The 24,727-nt window shown below is 70.3% G+C and carries 24 protein-coding genes and 3 tRNA genes; 15 read left to right on the top strand and 12 right to left on the bottom strand.

What is annotated here, in order from left to right; translation table 11 throughout:
* Position 1 precedes the first annotated feature (1 nt).
* The gene (locus BO221_RS32420; protein WP_073564690.1) at positions 2-214 is read right to left on the bottom strand and encodes a hypothetical protein; all 213 of its coding nucleotides are present in this window, start codon (positions 212-214) and stop codon (positions 2-4) included.
* Between the two features lie 174 nt (positions 215-388).
* On the opposite strand from BO221_RS32420, the gene BO221_RS32415 reads away from it, so the two are divergent.
* Together BO221_RS32415 and BO221_RS32410 are read left to right on the top strand one after the other, a co-directional pair.
* Positions 389-688 (top strand): DUF2795 domain-containing protein, encoded by a 300-nt coding sequence (locus BO221_RS32415; protein WP_073564689.1) that lies wholly within the window; start codon positions 389-391, stop codon positions 686-688.
* A 204-nt stretch (positions 689-892) separates the two neighbouring features.
* The gene (locus tag BO221_RS32410; protein ID WP_073564688.1) at positions 893-2,050 is read left to right on the top strand and encodes a sensor histidine kinase; all 1,158 of its coding nucleotides are present in this window, start codon (positions 893-895) and stop codon (positions 2,048-2,050) included.
* Here the strand turns inward: BO221_RS32410 and BO221_RS32405 are convergent.
* A complete protein-coding gene (locus BO221_RS32405; RefSeq protein ID WP_083681723.1) occupies positions 2,022-2,624 on the bottom strand; it encodes a hypothetical protein in 603 nt (200 codons plus the stop codon). The genes BO221_RS32410 and BO221_RS32405 overlap by 29 nt on opposite strands.
* 66 nt (positions 2,625-2,690) lie before the next feature.
* Here BO221_RS32405 and BO221_RS32400 point away from each other — a divergent pair, with 66 nt between their 5' ends.
* Positions 2,691-3,656 (top strand): response regulator, encoded by a 966-nt coding sequence (locus BO221_RS32400; RefSeq protein WP_073564686.1) that lies wholly within the window; start codon positions 2,691-2,693, stop codon positions 3,654-3,656.
* 88 nt (positions 3,657-3,744) lie between these two features.
* Here BO221_RS32400 and BO221_RS32395 read toward each other — a convergent pair.
* The 5 genes from BO221_RS32395 to gltX form a co-directional block, all read right to left on the bottom strand.
* Positions 3,745-3,816: transfer RNA gene (locus BO221_RS32395), tRNA-Glu, on the bottom strand.
* 28 nt (positions 3,817-3,844) lie between these two features.
* Positions 3,845-3,916, bottom strand: a tRNA-Glu gene (locus BO221_RS32390).
* A 27-nt stretch (positions 3,917-3,943) separates the two neighbouring features.
* Positions 3,944-4,014, bottom strand: a tRNA-Gln gene (locus tag BO221_RS32385).
* 85 nt (positions 4,015-4,099) lie between these two features.
* Complete coding sequence (locus BO221_RS32380; protein ID WP_073564685.1) at positions 4,100-4,519, bottom strand: hypothetical protein; 420 nt, start codon at positions 4,517-4,519, stop codon at positions 4,100-4,102.
* 69 nt (positions 4,520-4,588) lie between these two features.
* Positions 4,589-6,028: a glutamate--tRNA ligase gene (gene gltX, locus BO221_RS32375; protein WP_073564812.1), complete on the bottom strand. Its 1,440-nt coding sequence runs from the start codon at positions 6,026-6,028 to the stop codon at positions 4,589-4,591.
* A gap of 120 nt (positions 6,029-6,148) precedes the next feature.
* On the opposite strand from gltX, the gene BO221_RS32370 reads away from it, so the two are divergent.
* Genes BO221_RS32370 through BO221_RS32355 form a run of 4 tightly spaced genes read left to right on the top strand, consistent with a single transcriptional unit; the run spans position 6,149 to position 9,321 of the window.
* Positions 6,149-6,739, top strand: a complete 591-nt coding sequence (locus BO221_RS32370; protein WP_073564684.1) for a hypothetical protein — start codon at positions 6,149-6,151, stop codon at positions 6,737-6,739.
* Positions 6,736-7,653: a myxosortase-dependent metalloprotease, MXAN_2677/MXAN_2678 family gene (locus BO221_RS32365; RefSeq protein WP_073564683.1), complete on the top strand. Its 918-nt coding sequence runs from the start codon at positions 6,736-6,738 to the stop codon at positions 7,651-7,653. Before BO221_RS32370 ends, BO221_RS32365 begins: the two co-directional genes overlap by 4 nt.
* Positions 7,650-8,594 (top strand): myxosortase-dependent metalloprotease, MXAN_2677/MXAN_2678 family, encoded by a 945-nt coding sequence (locus BO221_RS32360; protein WP_369865906.1) that lies wholly within the window; start codon positions 7,650-7,652, stop codon positions 8,592-8,594. The genes BO221_RS32365 and BO221_RS32360 overlap by 4 nt, the downstream gene beginning before the upstream one ends.
* Positions 8,595-8,622: 28 nt before the next feature.
* A complete protein-coding gene (locus BO221_RS32355; protein WP_073564682.1) occupies positions 8,623-9,321 on the top strand; it encodes an HAD family phosphatase in 699 nt (232 codons plus the stop codon).
* 86 nt (positions 9,322-9,407) lie between these two features.
* Here the strand turns inward: BO221_RS32355 and BO221_RS32350 are convergent, their stop codons facing one another.
* On the bottom strand, positions 9,408-11,426 hold the full coding sequence (locus BO221_RS32350) for a TonB family protein (RefSeq protein WP_073564681.1): 2,019 nt from the start codon (positions 11,424-11,426) through the stop codon (positions 9,408-9,410).
* Positions 11,427-11,672: 246 nt separating this feature from the next.
* Here BO221_RS32350 and BO221_RS32345 point away from each other — a divergent pair, with 246 nt between their 5' ends.
* The 7 genes from BO221_RS32345 to BO221_RS32315 all read left to right on the top strand — a co-directional run bounded on the left by BO221_RS32345 (position 11,673) and on the right by BO221_RS32315 (position 19,554).
* Positions 11,673-12,239 carry a chemotaxis protein CheW gene (locus BO221_RS32345; RefSeq protein WP_043403340.1) on the top strand — a complete coding sequence of 189 codons (567 nt, stop codon included), beginning with the start codon at positions 11,673-11,675 and terminating at the stop codon, positions 12,237-12,239.
* Entirely contained in the window at positions 12,236-13,657 is a 1,422-nt protein-coding gene (locus tag BO221_RS32340) for a CheR family methyltransferase (protein ID WP_073564680.1), read from the top strand. Before BO221_RS32345 ends, BO221_RS32340 begins: the two co-directional genes overlap by 4 nt.
* Positions 13,658-13,685: 28 nt before the next feature.
* Positions 13,686-15,299: a methyl-accepting chemotaxis protein gene (locus BO221_RS32335; protein ID WP_073564679.1), complete on the top strand. Its 1,614-nt coding sequence runs from the start codon at positions 13,686-13,688 to the stop codon at positions 15,297-15,299.
* A gap of 31 nt (positions 15,300-15,330) precedes the next feature.
* Complete coding sequence (locus BO221_RS32330) at positions 15,331-15,708, top strand: response regulator (protein WP_043403209.1); 378 nt, start codon at positions 15,331-15,333, stop codon at positions 15,706-15,708.
* Between the two features lie 9 nt (positions 15,709-15,717).
* Positions 15,718-16,296, top strand: a complete 579-nt coding sequence (locus BO221_RS32325; RefSeq protein ID WP_073564678.1) for a chemotaxis protein CheW — start codon at positions 15,718-15,720, stop codon at positions 16,294-16,296.
* A gap of 12 nt (positions 16,297-16,308) precedes the next feature.
* On the top strand, positions 16,309-18,834 hold the full coding sequence (locus tag BO221_RS32320; protein WP_073564677.1) for a response regulator: 2,526 nt from the start codon (positions 16,309-16,311) through the stop codon (positions 18,832-18,834).
* A 90-nt stretch (positions 18,835-18,924) separates the two neighbouring features.
* A complete protein-coding gene (locus BO221_RS32315; protein ID WP_073564676.1) occupies positions 18,925-19,554 on the top strand; it encodes a DedA family protein in 630 nt (209 codons plus the stop codon).
* Between the two features lie 6 nt (positions 19,555-19,560).
* Here BO221_RS32315 and BO221_RS32310 read toward each other — a convergent pair whose 3' ends face one another.
* The 4 genes from BO221_RS32310 to BO221_RS32295 all read right to left on the bottom strand — a co-directional run bounded on the left by BO221_RS32310 (position 19,561) and on the right by BO221_RS32295 (position 22,363).
* The gene (locus BO221_RS32310) at positions 19,561-20,343 is read right to left on the bottom strand and encodes an alpha/beta fold hydrolase (RefSeq protein WP_073564675.1); all 783 of its coding nucleotides are present in this window, start codon (positions 20,341-20,343) and stop codon (positions 19,561-19,563) included.
* 120 nt (positions 20,344-20,463) lie between these two features.
* On the bottom strand, positions 20,464-20,823 hold the full coding sequence (locus tag BO221_RS32305; protein ID WP_073564674.1) for a hypothetical protein: 360 nt from the start codon (positions 20,821-20,823) through the stop codon (positions 20,464-20,466).
* Positions 20,820-21,371 carry a YaeQ family protein gene (locus BO221_RS32300; protein ID WP_073564673.1) on the bottom strand — a complete coding sequence of 184 codons (552 nt, stop codon included), beginning with the start codon at positions 21,369-21,371 and terminating at the stop codon, positions 20,820-20,822. Before BO221_RS32300 ends, BO221_RS32305 begins: the two co-directional genes overlap by 4 nt.
* Before the next feature lie 23 nt (positions 21,372-21,394).
* Positions 21,395-22,363 carry a histidine kinase dimerization/phospho-acceptor domain-containing protein gene (locus BO221_RS32295; RefSeq protein ID WP_143195802.1) on the bottom strand — a complete coding sequence of 323 codons (969 nt, stop codon included), beginning with the start codon at positions 22,361-22,363 and terminating at the stop codon, positions 21,395-21,397.
* A gap of 245 nt (positions 22,364-22,608) precedes the next feature.
* Between BO221_RS32295 and BO221_RS32290 the strand changes: the two genes are divergently transcribed.
* A complete protein-coding gene (locus tag BO221_RS32290) occupies positions 22,609-24,684 on the top strand; it encodes an alginate lyase family protein (RefSeq protein WP_073564671.1) in 2,076 nt (691 codons plus the stop codon).
* The last annotated feature ends 43 nt before the right edge of the window (positions 24,685-24,727 follow it).

Below are 24,727 nucleotides of genomic sequence, written 5' to 3'. Positions count from 1 at the left end.
GTTACTCGCGGGCCGGCTCCTTCTCCTCGTGCATCTCGTGCTCCAGCTTGCGCTGGGCCTCGGTGACGCCGGCCTGATCGGCGCGCTGGGTGCCCGTGGGCAGCTCGCTCTCGTGCTCCTCGGAGCGGCCCTTGATACCGGGCCACGGATCCGGATGGGTGGCCTGCACGTGCTCGATGTGCTCGGCGTAATGGGGGTCCTTTTTCTCCGCCATCTCGTGCCTCCTCGCTGGTGGGAGTCTCGCCATACGGTGGGGGTTGAGGTGGGAGACGGCCACGCTGGGTCCGATTCCAGATGCGCCGCTCCCTCGCTTGCTGGGGGAGCCCTCGAAAAGTGCGTACAACTCTTTCGTGAGCTGCTTAACTTCTCGCAAATGAGTAACGACGACATGAGGCGCACCCGGCTGGAGGAAGGCATGAAGGAGCTGGAGACGCGCATGGGAACTCCCTCGCCGCTGGCTCAGCCCCTTCACCAGGCCCTGCTCGGGGCCGTGTTCCCCCTGTCCGTGGAGCAACTCGTGCTGCTGGCTCGGGAGAACGAGGCCCCTTCGCTCGTCGTCTCCCTGCTGGGCAACCTGCCGGCGCGGCGCTTCGAGTCCCTGGACGCCATCCAGCAGGCGCTGGAGTCCCAGGCGGGCGCGGGTGAGGAGGACACCGAGGCTTCGCTCGCTCCCATGCCCTCGCGCTGAGGGCTTCCAGGTGCGCTCTCCTGGGAGCGGGTAGGGGAGCGCTTGACGGCGAGCGTGCCGGGGTTCCCGGTGCGTGCGGGTGTTCTCATCTGCTCAAACACGGCCCATCGGGTTTTGGACGTGACGTGGTATCTCTTGGGGCGTGGGCGCAGTGGGGAGGCATGGCGTGAGTGGGGTGGTGGGCCTGGCCCGGAGAGGAATTCCATGAACCCGTCTGACCTGCCCGCCGTCCTCTATGTCGACGACGACGCGCTCAACCTGAGGGTGTTCGAGGCGAACTTCGGCTCGAAGTTCCGCATCTTCCGCTGCTCGACGCCGGCCGAGGCGTTGACGCTGCTGGAGCAGAAGCGCAGTGAGATCGGCGTCATCCTGTCGGACCAGCGCATGCCGCAGATGACGGGCGTGGAGCTGCTGGAGCGCGCGCGCACGCTGGCGCCGGACGCCAAGCGCATGCTCGTCACCGCCTATTCCGACATGCAGGCGGTGATCGACGCGGTGAACCGCGGCCAGGTGAGCCGCTACTTCGTCAAGCCGTGGGATCGCGCCGAGGTGCTGGCCGCGCTCGAGGACGGCCTGAAGATCGCCCGGTTGGAGCTGCGCATCCGCGAGGTGGAAGGGCGGATGATGAAGGCCGAGCGTCTGGCCACGTTGGGCCAGGTGACGGCCGGCATCGCGCACGAGCTGATGGGCCCGGTGGGCTACCTGTCCCAGAACGTGGCCTCGCTGCGGCGGGATCTCGAGTGCGTGGTGCAGTACGCCTCCAAGCACCTGGCGACGGATTCCTCGCCCGAGGTGGCGAGCGTGCTGGAGGATCTGCCGTCGCTCCTGCAGGACCTGGCCACGGGCGCGGATCACCTGCGCGGGGTGGCGTTGGGTCTGAGGGCGCAGGCGCGCGGCGAGGACATGGAGGTCTCGGCGGACGTGGCCGAGGTGGTGTCCTTCGCGGTGAAGCTGGCGCGCGCCGAGGTGCGCGATCGGGCTCGCATCACCACCATGGGCGAGCCCGTGAAGGTGTCGTTCGGCCCGGTGAAGCTGACCCAGGTGCTGCTCAACCTGATCGTCAACGCCGCGCAGGCCATGGAAGGCACGGGCCGGCCGGGCCGCATCGAGGTGCGGTGGACGTCGCGTGAGCAGAACGTGGTGCTCACCGTGGCGGACAACGGCTGCGGCATCTCGCAGGAGCTGCAGGAGAAGGTCTTCCAGCCGCTCTTCACCACCAAGCCGGTGGGCATTGGCACGGGCCTCGGCCTGTCCATCTGCAAGGAGCTGGTGACGCAGGCGGGCGGCGGGGTGCGGCTGTCGTCGAAGCAGGGCGAGGGCACCGAGGTGGAGCTCACGCTCCAGCGAGTCCAGCTCCACTGAGCCCGAAGGCGTTGTGCAGCAGGCGCCACACGCGCAGGAGCGCCTCCTGCTCGTGGGCGCCGATGTGCTCCACCAGCACCTCGCGCCGCGTCTCTTCCTTCTTCGTGTCCTTGCCCCCGGGGCGCCACGCCACCACCAGCGCGTAGCGTCCGGGCGCACGCTCCACCACATCCACCGAGGTCACCTCGTCGAAGGGCACCCACTCGGTGCGGGTGGCTCCCGGGGCCCATCGCAGCCGCTCCAGCCGCAGCCGCTCGGTGGCGAAGTGCAGCACGAAGCGGCGCCGGCCGAGCTGTCCCTCCAGCTGGAGCGCGAAGCCCACCAGGGCCACCGCCACCATGCCCAGCGCCAGCGGGACGGAGGCCACCGCCCCGTCGCCGCCCAGCAGGACTCCCACCACCGCCCCCGCCGTACACAGGGCCGCCAGCACCAGGCAGAAGCCCGGGAGTTGCCGCCGCCAGAAGGAGGGGGGGAGGGATTCGCCCAACAGACGGCCGGGCTCGTACCGCAGTCGTACGTCTCCCAGCCGCCGCGGTGCGGGGTTCTCCTCCAACGCTTCCGAGAAGCTCGCCACGGATCCCAGCATAGCCTCACATGGCGTTGCTCGAAGTCTGACGCGAGCTGTGCGATTCTCGACCGCATGGACCTCCCCTTCGAGACGGACGAGGGCGGCGGGGGTGAGGAGGGTGGAGGTACCCTCGCCTCGACCGTGCTGGTGGTGGACGACGAGCCCGTGGTGCGCGACGTGTGCGCCCGGCTGCTGTCGCGTGAGCCGGACCTGGTGGTGAGCCTGGCCGAGGACGCCGAGGAGGCGCTGGAGCTGTTGCGCTCCCAGCGCTTCGACGTGCTCATCACCGACAAGAACCTGCCGGGCATGGGCGGCGTGGAGCTCATCTCCGAGGCCCGCGCCCTGCAACCGGCGTTGGAGGCGGTGATGATCACCGGCTACTCCAGCTCCGAGTCGGTGATCGCCGCCTTCGCGGCGGGCGCGAGCGACTACATCCTCAAGCCCTTCGAGGACCTGCGGCTGGTGCGGGCCAAGGTGCGCGCCGCGTTGGAGCGCCGCTCGGAGCGGGTGAAGGGGCGCGAGCTGGCGCGGCGGGTGGCCCGCGAGGCCTCCGAGCTGTTGCAGGCCGGTGGGCAGGCCTCGCCCGAGGCGCGGGAGCAACTGGAGACGCAGCTGCGCGCCTACGAGCAGGCGAGCCGGGTGGCTCCGGGCGGGCAGATCGCCGTGGTGGGCAGTCCGGATGCGCTCCGGACCCTGTTGGACGAGGGGCTGGAGGCCGTGGCGCTGCCCCCGGACTCGCCGGCGCTGATGGGCGCGGCCGTGGTGGTGCTGGAGACGGGCTCATCGGACTGGTGGGACACCGCCGAGCGCCTCCAGTCAGCCACGCCGGATGTGGTGCTGCTGGCCGGTCCCCACGCGGACCTGGCGGACCTGCTGGATGCCATCACCCTGCGCCTGGAGCTGGTGGGCTTCGGCACCGCGTCGCCACTGTCGCTGCCGGAGCGGGTGCGCATGCTGCTGATGCGCCGCAGCCTGCAGCGTGCCCAGGCGAGCCTGGCCTCGGCCCTGGCCACCTTCCGCGCGAGCCTGCACGGTTAGCCTCGAGCGGGGCGGGCCGGTGCGCTCCGGCCCGCGCGAGCCCGCAAAAGCGAAGCGCCCGCCTCTCTGAGAGAAGCGGGCGCTTCAGTGACCCTGCCGGGATTCGAACCCGAGTTTGTGCCGTGAGAGGGCACCGTCCTAACCGCTAGACGACAGGGCCGTGCAACCCAACCCTACTGTACTGCGTGTGACCCTGCCGGGATTCGAACCCGAGTTTGTGCCGTGAGAGGGCACCGTCCTAACCGCTAGACGACAGGGCCGGTATTGCAACCACCGGGTACTACCAGCTGGGGAACTAGGATTCGAACCTAGATAAGCAGAGTCAGAGTCTGCTGTCCTGCCGTTAGACGATTCCCCAAGGACTGCTTGCTGCGTGCTGCCGAAGTGCTGTCTGACTACCGCAACCGCCCTGCCACTGCAACTTCCTTTTTCGAACCGCCCGGCTACCTCGACTTCTTCCCGGACTTCGGTTCCTGCTTCTTCGCTGGCTTCGCCGGAGCCGGCGCCGCCTGCAGCGGAACGACGTAGATACGGACCTCGTCGTTCGCCTCATAAATGTTCAACCCCTCGAAGTTTCTTCCCGAGGGATTGATGATGTGGACGGCCTTCACGCCCGGCTGGTTGACCACCGACCTTCGAGGGAAGGTGCTCGCTGGATAGACCGTCTTGTAATACTCCAGCGTCTTCTCGAAATCGTGCGGTGCCCGGTACCGCAGCTCGCCGACCTTCTGCGCGCCATCGGGGATTTGAGCCCCGTTCACCACCTCCGCCGCCGCCACCGAGACCCAGAGCGCCGCTACCGCCGCCCCGAGCGGGCGCGCCTTATAGAAAAGGCCGATCAGGCTGTCAAGCGTTCGAGTCATGGGGCGGAAGGATAGGGCCCACGAGCGGAGGTGTCCACCCCAACCTGTGGGCCCTGTTGAAGGGAGGGACTACGGCCGGGCCAGCGCGGTGTCCAGGCGGTGGAGCGTCTCCTCACGCCCCAGCAGCTCCAGCGTCTCGCCGATGCCCGGGCTCACCGTGCCGCCCGTGGCCGCCACGCGCACCGGCTGGGCCACCTTGCCCATGCCCACGCCGGCCGCCTCGCTCACCTTCTTCACCACCTCGTCCAGCGCGGCGGCGCTCCACTGCGGCAGCGCGGCCACCTGCTCGCGCACCTGGGTGAGCAGCGGCTTGGACTCGGCGGTGAGGTGCTTGGCCGCGGCCTTCTCGTCCAGCGCCACGCCGTGCTGGAAGTACTTGAGGGCCATGTCCGCCATCTCCTGCAGCGTCTTGGCGCGCTCGCGGAAGGCCATCACCACGCGCTCCAGCCGCGGGTCTCCCGCCTTCACCTGCACGTCCCGGGCGGCGAGGAAGTTCACCAACTGCTCGGCCACCACCGCGGGAGGCAGCATCTTGAGCCACTGCTGGTTGAGCCACATCAGCTTGTCCGGGCTCCACACGCCGGAGGTGGTGCCCACGTGGTCGAAGTCGAACCACTCCACCATCTGCTCGCGCGAGATGACCTCGTCGTTGCCGTGGCTCCAGCCCAGGCGGATGACGTAGTTGCTCAGCGCCTCGGGCAGCACGCCGTTGCGCTTGTGCAGCATCACGTCCGCCTCGGGGTGCTTGCGCTTGGAGAGCTTCTCGCGGTCGGGCCCGAGGATGAGCGGGAAGTGGGCGAACTCGGGCGGCTTCCACCCGAAGGCCTGGTACAGCATCAGCTGCGGGAAGGTGGAGTTGACGTGCTCCTGCCCGCGCCCCACCAGGGTGATGTCCATGGTGCGGTCGTCGATGACGCAGCCGTAGTTGTACAGGGGGATGCCGTCCGCCCGCATCATCACCCAGTCATCCAGGTCCGAGTACTGCTTGGTGATGGGCCCGAGCACCTTGTCGTTGAACGTCACCTGGCCCTCGCCATCCGGCATCCGGAAGCGGATGACGGCGCTGCGGCCCTCGGGGATGTCCTTGCGGTCGCGGCAGGTGCCCTCGTACTTGTAGGTACCCGGCTTGCCCGTGGCCTTCTCCACCGCGGTGCGCCGCGCGTCGATCTCCTCGCGGGTGCAGTAACAGCGGTACGCCTTGCCCTCGGCGATGAGCTGGTCCGCGTACTTCTTGTAGAGATCCAGCCGCTGCGTCTGGAAGTAGGGCGCCACGGGGCCCTCCTTGCCCGGACCCTCCTCCCAGTCGATGCCCAGCCAGGTGAGCCCGTCGAGGATGGCCTTCACGGACTCCGGCGTGGAGCGCTCCTGGTCCGTGTCCTCGATGCGCAGGATGAACACACCCCCGTGGCGCTTGGCGTAGAGGTAGTTGAAGAGGGCGGTACGAGCGCCTCCGATGTGGAGATAGCCGGTCGGAGACGGAGCGAAGCGGACGCGAGGGACAGGAGCCATATCGAAGGGGCGCGGATAGCAGGAGCGGGCTTGGGTGGTCAACGAGCGGCCGGGACTGGCCGTCTTCGCTGCCCGCGGCCCGGTCAATGCATTAGACTGCCGCGCACCGAGGGCCCTTGCATGAAACTTCACATCGCGCTTCGCGCGCTCCTGCCGTTCGTCCTACTGCTCTCCCAGGCGGCGAGCGCCACCACGATGCTGCGGGCCGACCTGCCTGAGCTCGCCCAGACGTCCGATGCCATCGTTCACGGCACGGTGCGCCGGGTGGAAAGCCGGTGGAGTGGGGATGGACGCAGAATCATCACCGATGTGGAAATCCAGGTCACCGAGGCCCTGAAGGGGCAGGCGGGTGGCACGGTGCTCGTCTCCCAGCCTGGTGGGCGGGTAGGCGACATCGGGCAGCGGGTGAGTGGCCTCGCCACCTTCGCCCCCGGGGAGGAGGTCGTCGTCTTCCTGGAGCAGCACGGCAAGCGGGCCTTCCGCGTGTCGGGCATGGTCCAGGGTAAGTACCAGGTGCAGCGCTCGGAGGACGGAAAGAGCGCCATGGCCGTGCCGGAGCCCGCCGGAGACGTGCTCCTGTTGGACCGGGACTCGCGGCAGCCCACCACCTCCTCGCAGCGCTCCATGTCCCTGCCGGAGCTCAAGGCGGCCATCCGCACCGCGCTCGAGCGGAAGCAGCCTCCCACGCGCGTCCAGGAGAAGCGGCCGTGATCGTCGCCTCGCTCCTGGTTTCGCTCGCCCTCGGGCAGAGCGACCCCTTCATCCGCAGCCGCGTGAATCCCACCGCGGATGCCCAGTGCCTCTTCTGGACGGTTCCCACCCTCTCCTGGCACCTCAGCAGCGTGGGCAATCCGAACACCAGCACGGAGGACCAGAAGCAGAATGAGTTCGAGGCCATCCGCCGCTCCTTCCAGAGCTGGCAGCAGATCTTCGCCTCCTGCGGGAACCTCCGCTTCTCCGAGGGCCCCCTCGTGGATGACCGCAAGGTGGGCTACGAGATGAAGGGCGAGAACCGCAACCTCGTCCTCTTCCGCTCCCGGAGCTGCGTGGACTTCGTCCCCTCCGACAACAAGTGCTGGGACGAGGAGACGTGCGGCAACGACTTCGACTGCTGGGACAACAACGCGGACACCATCGGCCTCACGCTCACCACCTACGACGAGAAGTCCGGCATCATCTACGACTCGGACATCCAGCTGAACGCGAGCGGCTTCGTCTTCACCACCGTGGATCCGCCCGCGCCCCTCTGCTCGCGGCCCATCAGCACCAACCCCGGCAACTGCGTGGCCACCGACGTGCAGAACACCATGACGCACGAGATCGGTCACCTGATCGGTCTGGACCACACCCGGGCGCTCGGCTCCGTCATGAACCCGAGCGCTCCGCAGGGCGAGGTGTCCAAGCGCACCATCGACGAGGGCTCCTCCGACTTCGTGTGCGAGGCGTACCCGAAGGGGCAGGCCAGCCAGAGCTGCGCCTCCCCCTCCTTGGAGCGCAGTGGGAATTCCACCGTGCTGGGCCCGCACGCCATCGGGTGCTCGAGCTCCGGCGCCGGGGCTTGGTTGCCCGCCGCCGCGGGCTGGGCCCTGCTCGCGTGGCGCCGCCGCCGGAGCGGCCGTCGATGATGCGCGCTTCCTCGTGGTCCGCCCTCGTGGCGCTCGTCCTCTGCGCTCCCGGGGCGGAGGCCCAGCGCTACCAGCGCACCCTGGTGCCGGGCTATTCCTACTGTGTCCTCTGGCCCGGCCGGGACTACGTGTACCGGCTGGACGCGGCCGGCAGCCGCCGCACGCCCGGGGACACCGAGTTCTCCGCGCTCGAGGCCGCGTTCGCCTCCTGGCGCGCGGTGTCCGCCACCTGCAGCGACTTCACCTTCACCCGTGGCCCGGACATCCAGAATCCCAAGGTGGGGTTCGTGCGGGGCACCCAGGACCCCAACGCCAACGAGAACGTCATCACCTTCCGCGAGCGGGACTGCAACGACGTCGTCCCTCCGGAGGACCCGTGCATCGCGGCCGACACCTGCGCCAACGCCTACGCGTGCTGGGATCATGGCGCCGCCGTCATCGGGCTGACCACCACCACCTTCAGCTACCGCACCGCCTACATCCTCGACGCAGACGTCGAGTTCAACGCGAGTGACAACGGCCGGGGCTTCCTCTTCACCACCGTGGACTCGCCGATGTGCGAGGGCGAGCGGACCTCCGGTTGCGTCGTCACGGACGTCCAGAACACGGCGACCCATGAGTTCGGTCACGTGGTGGGGTTGGACCATGTGTCCGAGCTCGGCTCCACCATGGAGCCCACCGCGCCGCCGGGGGAGACCCACAAGCGCATCATCGACGCGGGCAGTGCCGCCGGCTTCTGCCAGGCCTACCCCCGGGGCCTGCCGCCCACCCAATGCGTCGGGCCCGAGCCCGGACGCCACTTCCAGGCCGTGTCGCAAGGCCCGGGCATGGGTTGTGGCGTGGCGCCCGGGGCCCTCTTCCCCACGGCGGCCCTGCTGGGGATGTTGACGCTCGGCCGGCGGAGGAAGCGGCCAGCCGGGCGTGGCGGAGCGGCCTCCTGACACCGGAGTGATTAAAGAAGAAGGGCCCATGGCCATCGCCTTCTTCGACCTGGACAAGACGCTGCTCGCCGTGAACTCGGGTTCCTTGTGGATCCGCCGCGAGCTCGCCCTGGGTCACATCACCCGGATTCAGGCCATGCGCGCCACCCTGTGGCTCGCCCGCTACCACATGGGCCGCGTCTCCATGCAGGACGCGCTGCTCCAGGGCATGGCCCACCTGCGGGGCAGGGACGAGCAGCCCATCCGCGAGCGCACCGTCCGCTTCTACGAGGAGTGGGTCCGCTCTCGGTACCGGCCCGGTGCCCTGCGCGCCCTGGAGGAGCACCGCTCGGCCGGGGACAGGCTCGTCCTGCTCACCTCGTCCTCCGGCTACATGTCCGAGTTGGTGGCCCGGGACCTGGGCCTGGATGCCATCCTCTGCAACCGCCTCGAGGTGGATGCCGCCGGCTGCTACACCGGGCGCCCCCTGGGCGAGGTGTGTTTCGGCGAGGGCAAGCGCTTCTACGCCCAGGCCCATGCCTCCGAGGCCGGTGTTCCGCTGTCCGCGTGCGCCTTCTACACGGACTCGTACTCGGACCTGCCCGTCATGGAGGTGGTGGGCCGCCCCGTGGCCGTGCACCCGGATCGCCGCTTGCGCCGCGAGGCCCTGCGGCGCGGCTGGCCCGTGGTGGACTGGGGCACGCCAGAGACGGCGGGGACCGTGGCCCTCGAGCTGCCCTCACAGTAGGGGCCGCACACGGGCCCGGGCACCCTCACCCCGACCCTCTCCCGGGGGGAGAGGGAGGAGTAGGGGAGCAGGATGCGCGGAGGGGCTCAGCCGCGGCGCCGCGGCGCCACCAGCCGGATGTTGAAGACGTAGTCCACCGCCACCGGTTTGCCTTGCAGCTGGATGGGCTTGTAGGTGCGCGCCTGCAGCGCCTGCACCACCGCCTCGTTCATGTGAGGCAGGCCCTTGATGACCCGGCAGTTCTCCACCTGGCCCTTCTTGGTGATGGTGCACTTCACCACCATCGTTCCCTCCACTTTGGCCGCCAGCGCCTCGCGCGTGTAGACGATGTCCTTGCCCTTCACCTCCACCGGACGCGGCATGCCCTCCTGGAAGGGTACCGGGCCGTCTCCCGTGGGCGAGAGGCCGTTGGACAGCGCCAGCACCGGCACCGCCAGACCATTCCCCGCGGGAGCCGCCGCCGTCTTCTGCTCCGCCTGCTTCGACGCCGAGCCGGGCAGCGGCGCCGGAGGCGGCTCCGACTCCAGCATCACCGGCGCCGACATGGAGCCCAGCGCCGTCGCCGTGGAGTTCCTCCCCTCGGTGCCCGAGGCGTGCTCCACCTGGTTCCTCGAGGAGGACGCGGTCCGGCTGGAGCCCCCGCGCGCACGCTGCAGCTTCTGGGAGAACACCACGTCACCCGAGCCGCCGGTGATGACCGTCTCCGTCTGGTATCCGTCCAGCGAGAAGGTGAGCTCGGCCGTGACCGTGTCCTGGCCCTGCTCCTTGGGAATCTCCAGCAACAGCGGCGTCGTGCCGCGCTCCTCGCCCTTGTAGACGACGCGCGCGCCCGTGGGTTGGCTCATCAGCCGGAAGCGCACCACCTGCTCCGTGGCCTTCTCCGCGGGTGCCGGCACCTGCGCGGCCGCCGCCACCGGCTCCTGCTTGGGCTCCGCGCGCGAGAAGACCCCCGAGGACAGCAGCAGCCCCACGAGGACCACGGCGATGACTCCGCCCACCAGCCCGCCCAGCAGCAGCGTGCGCCGGCGGGTCTTCTGCATGTCCGGCGGCACCACCACGCTGATGTCCACCGCCAGCGTGTTGTTCTCCGCCGAGTTGTCCCCGGTGATGCCCGCGAAGAGCGGCGTCTTGTGCGGACCCGTGGTGTTCTGCCCACCCGGCCGCTTGAAGATGCCGCTGTTGCCGCCCGCGGCCATGCTGGCCCCGCGCATCGCCTCCAGCAGCTCCTCCATCGTCTGGTAGCGGCGCGCCGGATCCTTCTCCAGGCACTTGCGCACCAGCGACTCGATCTCCGGCGGCACCTGCGCGTCCGGCCTCACCGAGCTGAACGCGGGAGGCAACTCCTTGTGGTGCGCGAAGATGAGCTCGATGTGATCCTTGGAGACGAACGGCGGCCGCCCCACCAGCATCTGGTAGAGCATCACCCCCAGCGAGTACACGTCGCTGCGGATGTCCGCCTCGTTGCGCGCCTGCTCCGGCGCCATGTACGCCGGCGAGCCCAGGAACGTCCCGCTCTGGGTGATCTCCGGGTTGGGCGCGTCCTCGGTGGGGGAGATCGACTTCACCAGCCCGAAGTCCAGCACCTTCACGAGATCCTGATCGGACTCGTTGAGGATCATGATGTTGGCCGGCTTCAGATCCCGGTGCACCACGCCCAGGTTGTGGGCCTCGCGCAGCGAGCGGCAGATCTGCTGGGCGATGCTCAGCGCCCGCGACCAGGACAGGTAGCCCGACTCCGCCAGGAGCTGGCCGAGCGTGCGCCCCTCCAGGTACTCCATGGCGATGTAGTAGATGCCGTCGTCCGTCTGCCCGTAGTCGATCACCGTCACCGTGTTGGGGTGGCGGAGCTTGGAGGACAGCGAGGCCTCGCGCAGGAAGCGCTTCTGGAAGCCCGGATCCTTGCTGGTGGGGAAGTTGGGGTTGAGCACCTTGAGTGCCACCACCCGGTCCAGGGGGGTCTGCTGGGCCCTGTAGACCCGGCCCATGCCTCCGACGCCGATCGGCTCGAGGATGCTGAAACGGCCGTTGAGCGTTCGCCCGATGAGGGGATCCGAGCCACCATCGCCCGGTCCCTGCGAGTCGCCCTGCGAGTCGCCGGTCACCATTTTCTTTATGCTCCCCCGGTCTTGGCCTGGGTCGGAACCATCCGCACGGCTTCCCATGAAACCACATCTCCCGGAAACACGCGACCTGTTGAGGGAGGTGCCTGCCCGGTTCCCTTCCCCCCAACTCCACTGTGTGCCCGGCGAGCAGCCGGATGAACGGCCCTCATGTACGGCCCGCATTGACGGGTCCCGCAATGTCGGACTACCGTCCAATCCTCTTCCCGCATGGACCCCAGCGGGCTCGCGATGGTCGATTCCCCTCCGATGACAGCGGCTGAAGCCCAGGCGAGGCGTGCGTCGGTGCAGAAGCGCCTGACGCAGGTGGAAGAGGAGATCGTCCGGCTCCGGCGCGAGCTGGCCACGCTCGGCGTGGATCAGCGGCTGCCCGGCCTCTACCTCACCGTGGAGGTGGCCGGCACCACCGCCCTGCTGCCCGTGGAGGCGGTGATGGAGGTGGTCCGCCTGGTGGCCATCGAGCCCCTGCCGGCGGCGCTCCCCCATGTGCGCGGCACCATGCTCTACCGGGGCACCCCCGCGGTGGTGGTGGACCTGGCGGCGCTGCTCGGCGTGCGCCGGGAGCCGGATCTGGACGCGCACCTGGTCATCTGTGGGGGCGCCCGCATGGTGGCCGTCCTGGTGGATCGGGTGAGGGACCTGGTCGAGTCCCCGGTGCTGGTGGATGGCGCCGCCTCCGGGGAAACAGCCCACGCCTGGGACGGGACGGGGTTGATGGCGGGCCTGTGCCGCACGTCCGAGGGCATCCGTCCGCTGCTGCGCGCCTCGGCCATCCTGGCCGTTCCGGAGGGTGCGTGAAGGAACCGGCGCGCGTGGAGCGCCTCGACGAGGCGACACTGAGCGGGCTCGAGTCCGTGCTGCGCATCGCGTGCGGCATGGTGCTGGCCCCCAGTGTGCGCCCCTCGTTGGGGACCGCCCTCAATCGCGCCGCCGAGTCCCAGGGACTCCCCACCGCCGACTTCCTCCAGCGGCTGCTGGCGCGCGACACCGCGGCGGTGGAGGCCTTCATCGGCTACGCGGTGATCGGCGAGACGTACTTCTTCCGCCACCCGGAGCAGCTGCGCGAGCTGGCGCGCATGGCTCCTTCCCACTCCGGTCCCTTCCTGGTGTGGAGCGCCGGGTGCGCCAGCGGCGAGGAGCCCTACAGCATCGCCATGACGCTGCTGGCGGCGGGCCTGTCTCCCGAGTCCATCCGCGTGGTGGGCACGGACGTGTCCGGGCGGGCCCTGGAGCGGGCCCGGCAGGCCACCTACTCCCCCTGGTCCGTGCGGCGCATGGAGCCCGAGCTGGAGCGGCGCTTCCTCTCCATCCGCCCGGAGTCCGTGGGCGTGCCTCCCGAGGTCCGCGCCCGGGTGGAGTTCCGCCGGCACAACCTGGTGACGGATCCCCCGCCCGTGTCCGGCGCCCAGGCCGTCTTCTGCCGCAACGTCCTCATCTACTTCCCCGCGGAGGTCATCCCCACGGTGCTGGAGCGGCTGGTCCGGGCGCTGGCCCCCGGCGGCTGGCTCTTCCTCGCCCCCGCCGAGGTGCCTTTCGCCAAGGGCATGGGACTGGAGGAGCGCGAGGTGGAGGGCATGCCCGTGTTGTGCAAGCCCATCCCCGGTGAGCCGCGGTCCACTCCGAAGGCCGCCCGCTCCGCGCCCCTCCGGGTGCTCGCCCCCCGTGCTCCCACCAGCCCGCTGCGGCGCGTGCAGACGCCTTCCCGGGCCACTCCGGCCTCCCAGGAACCGGCCCCCCTGGCCCCTCCCGTGGCGCAAGCCATCCGAGGGGGCTCGGCCATGACTCCTCCGCCCATCCCCCAGGCGTCCACTCCGGCCGCGGGCTCGCTGGAGCAGGCCCTGGCCGCGGCGCGTGCCGGCCAGTTCGAGGTGGCCGAGGAGTTCGCCCGCCTGGCCGCTCGCGAGCTGTCCCCCGAGGCCTACCTGCTGCTGGCCATGGTGGCCGAAGGGCGGGAGGACGTGCAGGGGGCCGTGGCCGCGGTGCGCAAGGCGCTCTATCTGGAGCCTCAACTGGCCATCGCTCATGCGATGCTCGTGGCGTTGTATGGACGGTTGGGCCAACCCGAGGAGGCCGAACGGGCCCGCCGCAATGCGCTGCGGGCGCTGGAAGGACTGGATGACGAACACGTGCTGCGCGGAGTGGAGGCGATGACGGCGGGAGGGCTGCGGCGCGCGCTCGTTCCGGGCGTGAGGCTGGGAAAGTCGGGTGCGCGATGAGCTTGGAGGCGCTGTGGACGTCACTGGCATGAAACCGCCCGAGATCCAGAGGCTGGACATGCGCCGGCTCAGCCTGAGGACCAAGATCCTGGCCATCACCGGCGTGTCGGGTGCGCTGGTGACGGCCGTGCTCGTGGCCGTCTTCTCATTCCAGATGCGCGAGTCGCTCAAGGTGGAGTTCACCCGGCGCGCCACGGCGGCCAGCCAGGAGCTGGCCCACCACATGGGGATCTCCACCTGGTCCCGGGACGAGGAGAGCCTGCGGCAGGCCACGGCCATCACCCTGCGCACCAACCCCAACATGGCGTACGTGGTGGTGCGCGACCGCCAGGGGGAGATCCTCGGCCACGCCGAGGTGCAGCGCCTGGTGAACCCGGCCATGCTGCCGTCCCTGCCCGACGAGGCTCCGGCCCGGCGCGAGCTGTCCGTGGGCAAGCGGCCGGTGCTGGAGACGTCCGCCCCCATCTACTTCGAGCCGCGCGGCCCCCGGACCGAAGGCGGCTCGCAGCCGCGGGAACTCGTGGGTTCGGTGCAGGTGGGCCTGGAGCTGGACGTGCTGGAGGAGGCCGTCCAGGGCATGGCCCTGCGTGCCCTGGGCCTGGGGATGCTGGCGCTCGCCGTGTGCCTGCTGGGCGTGGCCGCGCTGTGCCGCGTGCTCATCGTCCCGCTGGAGCGCCTGGCGCGCGCGGCGGCCGGCATGGCCTCGGGAGACCTGCGGCAGCAGATCGACGCCAACGGCAGCGACGAGGTGGGAGACCTGGCGCGCAGCATCGCCACCATGGCGGAGATGCTCACCAACCTGCTCAAGGACCTGCGCGGCGCGGCGGCGGACATGGAGCGCGAGGCCACCAACGTGCTCGCCACCTCCTCGCAGCAGTCCGCCATGGCCAACGAGCAGGCCTCCGCCATCCACGAGACGGGCGCCACGGTGGCGGAGATCGCCCAGACGTCCAAGCAGGCCACCTCCTTCGCGGACAGCGTCATCAGCGGCACCAGCCGCTCGGATTCCCTGGGCGCCGATGGCCAGAAGGTCGTCGACGAGAGCGTGGCCGCCATGGAGAAGCTCAGCGAGCAGGTGAAGGCCATCGCCCTGGCCATCACCGACCTCAACGAGCAGACGCTCCAGATTGGCGACATCATCACCACCGTGAAGGACGTGGCCGAGCAGTCCAACCTGCTGGCGCTCAATGCCTCCATCGAGGCGGCCAAGGCCGGAGACCAGGGCCGCGGCTTCGCCGTGGTGGCCATGGAGATGCGCACCCTGGCCGAGCAGTCGAAGATGGCCGCCAACCAGGTGCGCGCCCTGCTGGGCGAGGTGCAGAAGGGCACCCGCGCCGCCGTGTCCGCCACCGAGGAGGGCAGCCGCCGCGCCCTGGCCGCCATGGAGCTGGCCCAGAGCGCCGGCGCCGCCATCAAGGGCCTGTCCGACGTCATCCGGGATTCCTCGGGTGCCGCCCGGCAGATCGCCGGCAACACCCGGCAGCAGACCATCGGCGTGGAGCAGATCGCCGCGGCGATGAACGAGTTGACCATCGCCATGCAGGACAACGTGGAGGGCACCAAGCGCATCGAGCAGGTGGCCGGTAATCTCTCCAATCTTTCCAAGCGCTTCTCCGACCTCGTCGGGAAGTACCAGCTATGACCGGGGGCGTGTTCGTGGAGGCAAGGGACGTATGAAGGTTCTGATCGTCGAAGACACGAAGACCATCACCAACCTCATCCAGGTGTACCTGATGGGGTGGGGACTGGAGTTCTTCGAAGCGAGCAACGGAGTGCAGGGGCTGGCGCGCGCCCGGGAGATCAAGCCGGAGCTGATCATCTCGGACGTGCAGATGCCGGAGATGGACGGGTTCGCCTTGTGCGCGGCCGTACGCGCCGACCCCATCCTGTTCTCCACGCCCTTCGTGATGCTGACGTCGCTCAAGGATGACGCGAGCCGGCAGCGCGGACGGCTGGTGGGTGCGAGCGCCTTCCTCAACAAGCCCGTGGCGGTGGAGGACCTGCGCGAGAAGGTGCGCAGCATCCTGAAGCTTCCCGCCAGCAAGTACTGACGAGGGGTCATGGCCGGCGACCAGTCGCGCGAGAAGATCGACTACACGGCACTGCGCCGCAAGCTGGACGAGGCACAGGCGGTGCTCGAGGGCGCCCAGGTGCTCAGCCCGGAGCGGCGCCGCGAGGTGCTCGCCGAGCGTGCGCGCGCGCTGGCCGAGTCGCGCCACGAGGAGCGGCGCGAGACGATGTCGGTGCTCGCCTTCCGCGTGGGCGGTGAGCGCTACGCCGTGCCCATCGACGCGGTGGACCACGTGCTGGAGTCCAAGGGCCTGTGCCCGCTGCCGGGAGCCCCGCGCCACGTGCTGGGCGCCCTGGTGTCACGCTCGCGCGTGGTGCCGGTGCTGGATCTGCGGCAGGTGCTCGGCCTGGAAGGGGGCGGCATGTCCGACCTGACGCGCGTGGTGGTGGTCGAGGTGTCCGAGGAGTTCTTCGGACTGGCGGCCGAAGAGGTGGACGGACGGCAGGAGCTGCCTCGCGCGGACCTGTCCCAGCCTCCGCCTGGACCTTTCACGTTCCTCACCCGGGAGCGGCTGATGGTGCTGGATCTCGCCCAGCTCAGCGATCCCGCGGTAGTGGGGCGGGGATAGGACGAGGGACGAATGGATCCTCGGGTTCTGCGGAGCCTCTGGCCCATCTTCGCCGCGGAGACGCGCGAGCAGCTCCAGACCATCGGCACCGCCGTGATGGGGCTGGAGCAGGGCTCGGCCGATCAATCGGCCGAGCAGCTCATCGCGCTCAAGCGGGAGGTGCACAGCCTCAAGGGGTCCGCGGCCAGTCTGGGCCTGGCGGACATCGAGCAGTTGATGCACGCCCTCGAGGACGGGCTGGCGCGCTGCGCTCCCGGCCATGTGCCGCCTCCCGGACTGGTGGAGACGACGCTGCGGATCCTCTCGGCCATGGAGGCCGCGCTCAACCGCGGTGACGCGGGCGAGATGCCGGCCATCGAGGGCCTGGGTCCGCTGCTGGCCGCGCTCGGGCGTGGCGGCTTCGAGCAGGCTCCCGAGGTGAAGGCCAACAAGGTGCCGGCGCAGTTCCGGCGCGACGGCCTGCAGACGCTGGAGAAGCTGGAGACGTCGCTGACCCGGCTGTGCTCACCGGGCCTGGAGGACCGCCCGGGCGCCGTCTGGGAAGCGGTGGGTCTGGCCGAACTGCTGAAGGCCGCGGCCAACACCGCGGGCATCTCCGCCGTGGAGTCGCTGGCGAGCTCCGTCCGCGCGGGCTTCGCGCGCATGGAGGAGGCGGGCGTCGGGGCCAGCGTGGCGGCCTCGGACATCGCGGGCTCGCTGGTGCAGCTGCGCACCGCCCTGGAGTCGCTCGCCGAGGAGACGCCGGCCGAGCCCGCGGCGGCCCCGGTCGAGCCCGAGGTGACGGCACGCTCGGCGGCCGGCCGCCGCCAGCAGGACATGGACCGGGCGGTGCGCGTGTCCGTGCGGACGCTCGACTCGCTGGCACTCCAGGTGGAGCAGCTCGCGGCGGGCCGGGCGCAGCAGTTGCGCCGTGCCGAGGCGCACCGCGAGCTGTTGGAGCAGACGCACCAGGCCCTGTTGCAGCTGGAGCGCGCGGCCCAGCAGTTGGCGCTCTCCGGAGGCGGCGGCGCGTTGGAGTCGCTGCGTGCCGGCGTGGGGCAGGTGCGCGGCGTGCAGAAGCGGCTGGTGCAGTTGTCCAAGGACGTGCACCGCGAGGGCGAGCAACTGTCGCTGGTGGCCCAGGTGGTGCGCGACGATCTGCGCGACCTCCGGATGGTGCCGGCCTCGCAGATGCTGGAGCCGCTCAAGCGCACGGTGCGCGAGCTGGCGGCGCGGCTGGGCAAGGACGTGGAGCTGGTGCTCGCCGGTGGAGACGTGCGCATCGACCGGCGCATCGTGGACGTTCTGAAGGATCCGCTGCAGCACCTGGTGCGCAACGCGCTGGACCACGGTATCGAGACGACGGCTCAGCGCACCGCCGCGGGCAAGCCGCCGCGCGGGCTGCTCACGGTGCGCGTGGAGCCCCGGGGCACGCGCCTGGCGGTGGTGGTGGAGGATGACGGCGGGGGCCTGTCGCCGGAGAACGTGAAGGCCACGGCCGTGCGCCGCGGGCTGCTCACCGAGGCGGAGGCCGCCAAGCTCACCGAGATGCAGGCCGCGCGGCTCGTCTTCGAGCCGGGCTTCTCCACGCGAGACCAGGTGACGGAGACGTCCGGGCGCGGTGTGGGCCTGGACGTGGTGCAGACCACCGCCACGCGGTTGCAGGGCGCGGTGGACCTCTCCTACGAGAAGGGCCAGGGCACGCGCTTCACCATCGACCTGCCGCTGATCCTCGCGGGCGCGCTGGGGCTGCTGGTGCGCACGGGCACGGCGGTGGTGGCCATTCCCTCGGACGCGGTGGAGCGCGTGCTGCGCCTGTCGCCCGGGGACGTGGGCACGGTGGCCGGGCACGTGGTGGCGCGCGTGGACGACGAGCAACTGCCCTTCCACCCGCTCTCCACGTCCATCGGCATGCCCCGGCTGCCGCTGGCCATCGAGTCGGGCAAGCCGCAGACGGCCATGGTGCTGGCGCTCGGCGGCGTGCGCGCGGTGTTCGCCATGGACGCGGTGGTGGGGCAGCAGGAGATCGTCGTCCGCTCGCTGGGGCGGCACCTGCAGACGGTGTCGCACCTGGCCGGAGCCGCCGTGCTGGACGACGGCAGCGTGGTGCCGGTGCTCAACGCGCCCGAGCTGCTGCGTGTCGCCGCCGCTCCGGTGGTGCTGCGTGCCGCCACCGAGGTCCGCCGCTCGCACATCCTCGTGTGCGACGACGCGCTCACCACCCGCTTCGCCATCAAGTCGCTGCTGGAGATCGCCGGCTACTCGGTGGTGACGGCCGGGGACGGCGAGGAGGCGCTGGGCATCCTGGAGCGCACGCCGTGTCAGCTCGTGGTGAGTGACTGGCAGATGCCGCGCCTGGATGGCATCGGGCTGACCCGCCGCATCCGTGCCCACCCCAAGCTGTCGCACCTGCCCGTCATCCTCTGTACCTCGCTGGACAGTCCGCAGGAGCGGGCCGCCGGCCTGGAGGCGGGGGCGGATGGCTACCTCGTCAAGCGCGAGGTGGAGCGCGGCAAACTGTTGGATCTGGTCCGCCAGTTGCTCCCCTCGGGCGCCTGAAGCAGGCGAGGGGACGAGTCCCTCCCTGGAGGGAGGGGTCCCTTCTCCTCAAGTCCCGGCATGTGCAACTTGCCGGGACCAGGAGGCGGCGTGGAGGAGCAGGTCGCACTATGGATCGCGGGGTTCTCGTATCCGGCGGTGTTCCTGCTCCTCGTTCTGTGCGGAGTGGGCGCGCCGCTGAGCGAGGAGTTGATCATCCTCACGGGTGGACTGGTGGTCGCACGCAGTGGGGCGAACCTCCCGGTGATGGTGCTCGCCGCCTATGTGGGGGTCGTCGCCGGGGATAGCGCGCTGTACCGGATTGGCCGCTCACTGGGCCCCCGGGTGTTCTCGCATCCCAAGCTGTCGAAGATGCTGACACCGGCGCGCATCGAGCTCCTCCAGAAGCTGTTCGCGCGGAGGGGCGCGGTGGCGGTGTTCCTCGCGCGCTTCCTGCCGGGGCTGCGCGCTCCAGCGTTCCTGCTGGCGGGAGCCACCGGGCTGCCCTACCGCCGGTTCTTCCTGGCCGATGCCCTGGCGGCGTGGGCTCCCGCCCTGGGGATGACGTGGCTGGGCTTCCGGTTCGGTCCCCAGGTGCTCGCGGACGTGCAGGGCGGTCTGCGGTGGCTGCTCCTCGCGGCGGTGATGGTGGCCGTGAGCGTGCTCGCCGTGCGCTGGGGGCGGCGGCGGGCGGCGTTGCGCACCACGCGCGTGGTGCAGGCTCCCGAGGGGAAGGCCTGAGGTCACTCAGTGCTCGTGCCTGCAGCGGCCGATGAAGCGGACCAGCTCCGTGTGGAACCACTGCGGCGCATCCAGCATCAGCCAGTGACTCGTGTGCGGCAGTGTGGAGTGGGACAGCCCGGGCCGCTGGCCCACCAGTGTCTCCGGGCCAGTGGTGGCCACCAGCGCGTGGGTGGGTCCGGTGAAGCGCTCGAAGGCCTCGTCCGGGTTGTAGAGGAAGAGCGACTCCATGTTTCCGGCGATGGCCTCCCGCCGCGAGGTCCGCAGCGTCTTCATGACCAGCGCGCGCGTCTTCTCCTTCGCCTCCAGGAGCAGGGGCGTGAACCAGTGCTCGTGGAAGCCGCCGTACTTCGCCGCGCTGAAGTTCTCGAGCCAGGCGTCCACCTGGGCCTTCTCCTGGCGGCGCAGGTCTCCCACCGGATCGACATAGAGGAGCCCCGCGAGCCGCTCGGGGTAGTACGAGGCGAAGGCGCCGGCCACCGCGGCCCCGAAACCGTGGCCCACGAGGATGAACTTCTCGGGCAGCAGCGCGTCGGCGATGGCGGTGACATCCTCCACCGAGGCCTCCACGCCGAAGGGGCCGTGGCCGCCGCTGCTCTCGCCCATTCCGCGCTGGTCGAACGAGACGCTGCGGGTCGCGAGGCCGTGCTGCGTCTCGGCCCAGTGCGTCCGGTCGGCGGCGAAGTCGTGCACGAAGAGGATGGGGATGCCGCCGTCGCCTTCGACTGTCGCCATCAGCCGCCCCGCGGGTCCGGGGACCGTCACCGTCGTCGCTTCCTTGTGCTTCATCGTGTCCGCTCCCGGCCTCCGGTACGGGCCGGGCCTTCTTCGAAGTCTGACCTACCGCGGTGGGAACGCGCGTAGGGGCCGGGGCTCATGCGCTCACCTTCGAACATCGTGAGCGCGGGCCTATGCGCTTTCCGCCTCCAGCAGCGCCGCGAGGAACAGCTCGTAGGTCAGCTCGGCGACGGGCCGCTTCTCGCGGCGGGCCTGGGTGCGCAGCGCCTTGGGCAGCGAGCACGGTTTGCCTTGCTCGCCATCGCGCATCTTCACGTAGCCGCGCTCGGAGAAGCCGACGACCAGCCAGCCCCGCTTGCGGAGTGCCTGGCTGAGGTCGTCGGTGAGCTGGTGGTGGACGGCCTTGGCCATCGGATACAGGCCGAAGATCTCGCTCGACCAGCCGCGTTCCTCCTCGTGCCAGCCCTTCGCGCGCAGGTAGTTGGCCTTGCGCGCGATCGAGAGCCCTCCGACATGACGCTCGAGCTTCACAGGGACGCGCGGGTCAGTGGACCGTCGAAGCTCTGCCCCTCGCACTCGACATAGGCGTGGTCGCCAACGAGGGTCAGCGACAGCTTGATCCGCCGGGAGTCGAAGCCGGAGAGCGAGCGCAGCAGGCCGGCGTCGATCGCGGCGAGCTCGGCCTTGGCCACGCGCAGGGCCTTGGCCTCACGTGCCTCGGTGAGGAACGCCTCGAGCCGCTGGGGGGACTCGAACAGCACCGACACCTTCGCGTGCGGGTTCTGGTCCACCGCCCGTTGGATCTTCACCGGGTCCGCCTTGCCCACGCGCACCCAGCTCGTGACCAGGCTGGTGTAGTCGCGGCACTCGAGGTCCGGTTCCTCGGGCTCGCCCAGTCCCTTGCCGAAGGCCAGCCGCTCCTCCCAGAGCCAGCAGTACGCGAACACCCGCAGCCAGACGCGCTGCATGGTTTCGGACGGGTGGCGTGCGACCTTGAAGCTCAGCTGGGGCTGGTCGATGGCACGATCGACATGGCTCAAGGCGATCTGGAAGTCGTACAGCGTCGGAGCGAGGGTCATCGGAGCGAGCTATAGCGCATCCGCTAACCCGGGAGGCGCGGGAGCATCACGGCCAGCTCGAGCCCGGGACCCTCCTGCACGGAGACCCGGGCCTGCCATCTCCGCCCGAGCCGCTCCAGGGACTCGAGCGCTCTGCCCGGCAACGGGAGCTGCGTCCGGGCCTGGACGAGCAACCGCCACGCATCCACCCCGTCCGGTGCATCCACCCGGAGCACCACCTCCGAGGCCCCGGCCCCCGACAGCAGCCGCTCCAGGGTCCGCATCAACAGCGCGGAGCCCGTTCGCGGCATCCGCAGCAACACCGGTCCCGGGGGCAGCTCCAACCTCGCGGCGCCGGGCCGCCCGGGTCCGAAGGTGGCACTCAACGACGCCCGCAGATCCTCCGCGGGCACGTCTTCGCCCGAGGGCCGTTGTTGGAGACGGACATTCATCTCTCCCGCCGCCCGGCCCATGCGCTCGAGGTAGCGCTGCATGGACGGCGTGAGCACGCCCGCCATGCCCTTGGTCATCATGTCGATATAACCCTGGATCACCAGCAGCGGCGTGCGCAGGTCGTGGGCCGCGCGGGACCAGGCCCGCTCCCGGTGCGCCAGCCGCTCCATCAGCCGCAGCCGCTCCAGGCGCAGCCGCTTGTGCTCGGCCTTCGCCGTATCCTCCCGCTCCCGGCACGCCAGCAACGCGCTGCCCAGCTCCGTCAGACGGGCGAGGTGCCGCCGATCCTCGGTATCCACACAGGGCGTGCCCAGCACCAGCGCCGTGCGCCCATGCTTCATCATCTGAAGGGGATGGGCCCGGGCCGGCACCGGTGGCGCCACACCCGCGAGCGCCACGCACCGGCCGTCCGCGTACAGCGCGGCTCCAGGCGTCTCCGTCAGACGCACCACCGACTCCACGAGCGCGGCAAGTCCGGCCCTCGCCCCGAGGTGCAGCGCCCGCTCGGCCACGGCCGAGACTGTTCGCTCCACCTCGGAGGCGCTGACAGTCCTTCCCACGCGCCACCCGCTCCAAGCACCCGCCTGCACACAGGAGGAATGGCCACGGCCGGCGAACGGCGCAACGCATCCCTGCGTGGGAAACAAAAGCGTGACGGAGGGAAAACCCTTTCCCACTCACTCCCCCCGCCACCCAACCTTTTTACTGGACTGCGGGGATTCCCCGTCCCCAAACCCCGTATTTCCCTGCGCTTACGCTGGCCGACCACTTGCTATCGCTGACGTCCGGGATGGGACGGGGCGCAATGGGGACGCTGGGATACTACTCGACGATCGCAAGGCTCGCGCCGGCAGGGCTCGCCAAGGGGATGGCACGGCGGGTCCAGGGAGTGGCGCGGCAGGCCCTCTATCGGAGGCGCGAGCGGCTCGATGAGCCGGGACTGCTGGAGGCCTTTGGGGCCGCCACCTCTGAAGAACTGGCCGAGCGGGCGCTGACCTCGCGCCCGGGCAAGGCCTGGTGCGAGGTGGGGCAACGGGCCTCCGTCCTGGAGGCGCTCGCGGCCCTGCCCGGCGCCAGCGAGCGGGCCCTGGAGCGGGCCCGGGCCGCGCTCAGGGGCGAGTTCGACGTCTTCGGCACCCGGGTGTGCTTCGGCGAGGGTCGGCCGGTGGACTGGAGCAGGGATCCGGTGAGCGGCTACCGCTACCCGGTCGTCCCGGTGGAGCAGCTGCGGCTGGCCCAGCCGGGGGTGGATCCGAAGTTCCCCTGGGTGCTCGGCCGGTTGGATTGTCTGGTGGCGCTCGGTCAGGGCTACTGGGTGGCGCGCGACGAGAAAGCACGCCGGGGCTTCGCGCGGGCCTTCGTGATGCGGACCCTGGATTTCCTCCAGGCCAACCCGGTGGGGCAGGGCGTCCACTGGACGTGCGCCATGGAGGTGGCGCTGCGTGCGGCCAACCTGGCGCAGGCGCTGGTGATGTTCTCGGACGCGCCCGAGGCGCGCAGGCCGGAGTTCCTCGTGCCGGTGCTGGAGTCGCTCTCCGAGCACACCGCCTGGGTGGAGGCGCACCTGGAGGATCAGGGCGCGGTACCCAACAACCACCTCGTGTCCAATTACGTGGGCCTGCTGGTGGCGGGCGTGCTCTTCCCGGAACTGCCGGACGCGCCGAGGCAGGTGGCTCGCGCGGTGGCGGGGCTGCGCACGCAGATGGAGGCGCAGGTGCACCCCGAGGGCACGTCCTTCGAGGGCTCCATTCCCTACCACCGGCTGTCGGTGGAGCTCTTCACCCTGGCGCTGCTGGTGGCGCATGGGCGGGGCGTGGACCTGGGGTCGCGGTACACGGCGCGGCTGCACCGCATGTACGAGGCCTCGCACGCCTGGAGCTCCGAGCGGGGACTGGCGCCGCAGGTGGGCGACAACGACTCGGGCCGCGTCTTCCCCTTCCAGGAGAGGGATCCGCGCGAGCAGGGCTACCTCGCACCATTGGGGGCCGCGCTCTTCGGTGATGAGAACCTGGCGGAGGGGACGTTCCCGGACGAGGCCGCCTGGCTGCTGGGTCTGTCGGGTCTCGAATGCTTCCGGGAGCTGCCCAGGGCAAGGCCCGCGAGCTCGGTGAGCTTCCCCGAGGGAGGCTTCCACGTCCTGCGCGGGGCGGACGCGGTGGTGACGGTGAGCGCTGGCGCGCAGGGCCAGCACGGCGTGGGCGGGCACAGCCACAACGACAAACTCTCCTTCGAGCTGCACCTGCACGGGCGGCCCGTCATCGTGGATCCAGGCACGGGCACGTACACGCGGGATCCGCTGGTGCGCAACGCGTTCCGCTCCACGGCCGCGCACAACACGCTCGAGCTGGACGGCGTGGAGCAGGCTCCGCTGGATCCAAACCGGCTGTTCGCGCTGCCCGAGGCGGCTCGGGCCCGCGTGCAGGTGTTCCAGCCCGGCGCGGAGCTGGATCGCCTCACCGTGCGGCACGATGGCTACCGCACGCTGTCTTCTCCGGTGGGCGTGGAGCGCACCTTCGTGCTCGACAAGCGCGAGCGTGCGCTCGGGGTGACGGACGCGCTGGTGGGGGTGGGGCTTCACGATGTGAAGGGGAGGATCCACCTTCCGGACCGCGCGGCGCGAATGAAGGCGCCAACGCCCGAGGAGCTGGCTCGGGCGCTGCGTGTCCCGGAGGCGCCGAAGGGATTCGAGACATTGGGTGTGGAATTGGGGCCGGCGGAGGCACCGGAAGCGCTGGTGCTCTTCGCGGTGGGCCTGGAGCCACGGTTGGAGCCGGCCCGGTACTCGCCGGGATACGGCCTCGTGGTGCCGTCGCAGGTGGTGGTGTTCCGGGGGCGGGTGTCGCCTCCGGTGTGTCTGAGGTGGGTGGTCGTCTTCAAGTGAAGACTCGTGACGGGGTGTGACGGGGGGGACCCGCACGCCTTCA

It is taken from the genome of Archangium sp. Cb G35 (genome assembly GCF_001896145.1).
Classification (GTDB): domain Bacteria; phylum Myxococcota; class Myxococcia; order Myxococcales; family Myxococcaceae; genus Archangium; species Archangium violaceum.
This window is presented reverse-complemented; position numbering and strand designations above follow the sequence as displayed.

Coding starts and splice junctions, on each gene's coding strand:
- BO221_RS32420 (WP_073564690.1), bottom strand. CDS start 214: ATGGCGGAGAAAAAGGACCCCCATTACGCCGAGCACATCGAGCACGTG.
- BO221_RS32415 (WP_073564689.1), top strand. CDS start 389: ATGAGGCGCACCCGGCTGGAGGAAGGCATGAAGGAGCTGGAGACGCGC.
- BO221_RS32410 (WP_073564688.1), top strand. CDS start 893: ATGAACCCGTCTGACCTGCCCGCCGTCCTCTATGTCGACGACGACGCG.
- BO221_RS32400 (WP_073564686.1), top strand. CDS start 2,691: ATGGACCTCCCCTTCGAGACGGACGAGGGCGGCGGGGGTGAGGAGGGT.
- BO221_RS32380 (WP_073564685.1), bottom strand. CDS start 4,519: ATGACTCGAACGCTTGACAGCCTGATCGGCCTTTTCTATAAGGCGCGC.
- gltX (WP_073564812.1), bottom strand. CDS start 6,028: ATGGCTCCTGTCCCTCGCGTCCGCTTCGCTCCGTCTCCGACCGGCTAT.
- BO221_RS32370 (WP_073564684.1), top strand. CDS start 6,149: ATGAAACTTCACATCGCGCTTCGCGCGCTCCTGCCGTTCGTCCTACTG.
- BO221_RS32360 (WP_369865906.1), top strand. CDS start 7,650: ATGATGCGCGCTTCCTCGTGGTCCGCCCTCGTGGCGCTCGTCCTCTGC.
- BO221_RS32355 (WP_073564682.1), top strand. CDS start 8,623: ATGGCCATCGCCTTCTTCGACCTGGACAAGACGCTGCTCGCCGTGAAC.
- BO221_RS32350 (WP_073564681.1), bottom strand. CDS start 11,426: ATGGTGACCGGCGACTCGCAGGGCGACTCGCAGGGACCGGGCGATGGT.
- BO221_RS32345 (WP_043403340.1), top strand. CDS start 11,673: ATGGTCGATTCCCCTCCGATGACAGCGGCTGAAGCCCAGGCGAGGCGT.
- BO221_RS32335 (WP_073564679.1), top strand. CDS start 13,686: ATGAAACCGCCCGAGATCCAGAGGCTGGACATGCGCCGGCTCAGCCTG.
- BO221_RS32330 (WP_043403209.1), top strand. CDS start 15,331: ATGAAGGTTCTGATCGTCGAAGACACGAAGACCATCACCAACCTCATC.
- BO221_RS32325 (WP_073564678.1), top strand. CDS start 15,718: ATGGCCGGCGACCAGTCGCGCGAGAAGATCGACTACACGGCACTGCGC.
- BO221_RS32320 (WP_073564677.1), top strand. CDS start 16,309: ATGGATCCTCGGGTTCTGCGGAGCCTCTGGCCCATCTTCGCCGCGGAG.
- BO221_RS32310 (WP_073564675.1), bottom strand. CDS start 20,343: ATGAAGCACAAGGAAGCGACGACGGTGACGGTCCCCGGACCCGCGGGG.
- BO221_RS32300 (WP_073564673.1), bottom strand. CDS start 21,371: ATGACCCTCGCTCCGACGCTGTACGACTTCCAGATCGCCTTGAGCCAT.
- BO221_RS32290 (WP_073564671.1), top strand. CDS start 22,609: ATGGGGACGCTGGGATACTACTCGACGATCGCAAGGCTCGCGCCGGCA.